Origin of the sequence: Peptoniphilus hominis (ex Hitch et al. 2025), assembly GCF_040096015.1 — a bacterium.
Classification (GTDB): domain Bacteria; phylum Bacillota; class Clostridia; order Tissierellales; family Peptoniphilaceae; genus Peptoniphilus_A; species Peptoniphilus_A hominis.
In genome coordinates, this window is sequence record NZ_JBBMFO010000055.1 from 1 (window position 1) to 3,003 (window position 3,003).

Sequence of the window (3,003 nt, forward strand, 5' to 3'; positions counted from 1 at the left end):
CCTGCTAGTGCTAGTTTTTCTCCTTCTGTGTAGACTAGTTTTGTTGGTTGTTCTTTTACTACCATCTTTTCTACATGAGCTGGATCAAAGGCTGAATTATTGTATATAGCATAAAATGTTGTGTTTTCAGTAATAATCTCATCTTGCATATTATTAATTACTGGTCCATCTTTAGACTTTGACCATCCTGAAAAATCTGATCCTTCTAATTCGGTTCCAGCAGGAATTGTTATGCTATTAATACCTGCCCAAGTTTCCCCAAGTTTCATTGAGTGACCAATAATTTGTTCGTCTGGTGCTTTTCCTGCTTTCCAAGTACCACCATTTGCATCAAAATTTACTTTTAGCTCTTGACGCATTTGGAATCGCCACAAGTGATTGTTATCTCCTACTAGGTTGTAGAAATATGTTGGATATGTGTTTTGTACAGGTTGTCCATTTACAATAATCCATTTTGTAAATGATGGTATTTTTCCTTGTTTTGTATTTGTTAAGTCTACATTTCCATTTGCACCTTCATAATAGTTAAACCTACCTTTAGCCTTAGCCCCTTGTCCCGGCGACATTGTTAGAGCACCCTCATTAATAGCACCTGTCGGAATAAAATCCTGCATACCAATGTGGTTGCCTTCCATATCATATTCATCAATATATCTAGGTGTCTTATCGCAAATAGAACCATATTTAAGATTTTCTTTAAATACTTCTATTTTTTCTTCCTTGTTTACCCCAGAGAAGATACTTGCATTAATGCTTGGCCTTGTAGAGCTATCATTGTCATACCATTCCGCTGTATAAGCAGGCATAGAAATTTGTGTAACAACAAAATAGTAACACTTTCCGCCCGTAATGTCCTTATTAGAAAATTTACCAGATACTCTAGCATTTGCTACTAACTTATTTTCAAAAACTATTGCACATCCAATATTTTCATCTCCTACTTGATAGTCATCTGTGGTGATAAATTGATTATTGTGTCCATCAAGCTTACTGCCTGCAGGAGCTGGTTCAGTAACCACTGCTTTAGCTATAGTTACTCCTGTTCTTGGTCCTTCACCTAATATAAGTTTTGCTTCAAATCCATCTTTTGGAAATTTCATATCATCAAAAGTCATATCGTCTGTTTGCCAAACTAGACCAGCTGAAGCATTGATAAGTTGTCCTGCACCTGGTTTAGTTGGTACATTTGGCTTAATAGAAAATAAACCAAACATTGATTTATTTTTTGTTTTTGAATCTAATGGACCGATAGGGACATAAAAATAAGATTTACCACCTATCTCTCTTGTCTCTATTTTTAGCTCTCCATCTGCTTCTGTGACATTATTTTCCTTTGCAAAAGCATTTAAAGGAATTGTTGTCAATAGCATAAGAACAGCTAATAATAAGCTAATTACTTTTTTGTTCATTCTCTTTTTCTCCTTATATAATGTATTTAATGTTAAAGGTAACCTATAAACCTTTTTTACTAAATATTGTTATTAGATAGAGGGTACTCACTCTCTCCTTGAGATTTAATCTCATAATTGAAAGAATGAGCCCTCTTTCCATTTTTAATTAAACTATTTAGACACAACTGTTGCAAAAATTTCTTGAGTTTTGTATCCTTTCATTTCTCCTATTATTTTATAAACATCGCCTTTTTCCACTTTGTCATTTAGTATTATAGTTACAACCCCTAAGTCATTAGTGTAAGCTTCTTTGATAACTTTACCGCCTTTTATAAGGGTTATTTTCACTTCTGGAATGGATGTTCTGACGATTATCCCAGTTTCACCAGCTGATAAAGTATCTGCAAAAAGGTCAAAAGAATTTCCTGTGTAAATCGCCGTGAATGTTTCTTCTGTTACATTTCCTTTTGTTGGTACTTCTTTATCCCATTTGTCAAATTCTTGTGTTGCGTCTTTGTATTTTGCTTTTGCTGGAATTTCATCTGTTACTTCTCTATCTGTCCATGCTGTGTTTTCTAGTACGTCGAGATATTTGTATCTGTTCCTTCCATCTATTGTGTTGCCATCGCCTGCGTCAAAGGTTACTCTTACGCGGCCTGTTGGCACTGTTCCTGGATTTACTGGATCTGGTACTACAACTTTTGGAATTGTAGTTGTTGTTTCGAATTCTGCATTTATTGTCATGTTGCCATTAATTGCTGTGTTTGCATCTAATGCTGGATTCCATCCTGTAAACATAAATCCTGCTTTTGCTGTTACTTCTGGTGCGTCATTTGCTAGGTCAGCTAATGTTTTGCCTGCTGTCTTTGGTACATAGAATGTGTTCTTAGCATCTATTGTTCCTTTTGTTTGATCTGCTGCAAATGTTACTGTCCAGTTTTTAGCTTCGTCTGGATTTGGTGTTACACTTGGATCTACTGGTCCCACAATTGGATCTTGTGGTGTAGTTGTTGTTTCAAATGTTGCATTTACTGTTAGGTTTCCATTAATTGATGTCTTTGCATCTAATGCTGGATTCCATCCTGTAAACATAAATCCTGCTTTTGCTATTACTTCTGGTGCGTCATTTGCTAGGTCAGCTAATGTTTTGCCTGCTGTCTTTGGTACATAGAATGTGTTTTTAGCATCTATTGTTCCTTTTGTTTGATCTGCTGCAAATGTTACTGTCCAGTTTTTAGCTTCGTCTGGATTTGGTGTTACACTTGGATCTACTGGTCCCACGATTGGATCTTGTGGTGTTACCTTTGCATTTACTGTTAGATTTGCTGTTTCATCTTGCAAGCTTCCTTTAGTTAGTGCTACAGGTTTTCCATTGTCTGCTAATGTTAAAGCTGTATCATTTGCTGGTTCTGCTGTGATTCCATTAGCTGCAAAGTCTTTAAATGCTACATCTTTTGTTACGCCTTGATTGTCTGTTAGTGTTACAACTAGTCCTGCTAGTGCTAAGTTTTCTCCTTCTGTGTAGATTAGTTTTGTTGGTTGTGTCTTTACTACCATCTTTTCTACATGAGCTGGATCAAATACTTTTTCATTTACTGTTAAGGCTTCTGTT

At 35.8% G+C, this 3,003-nt stretch carries 2 protein-coding genes; both read right to left on the reverse strand.

Annotated features, from left to right (window positions below; translation table 11 throughout):
* On the reverse strand, positions 1 to 1,409 hold a 1,409-nt coding region (locus tag WMO19_RS09570), incomplete at its 3' end, for a hypothetical protein (protein ID WP_349171629.1).
* A gap of 153 nt (positions 1,410 to 1,562) precedes the next feature.
* Positions 1,563 to 3,003: bacterial Ig-like domain-containing protein (locus WMO19_RS09575; protein ID WP_349171631.1), on the reverse strand; the 1,441-nt coding region annotated here is incomplete at its 5' end.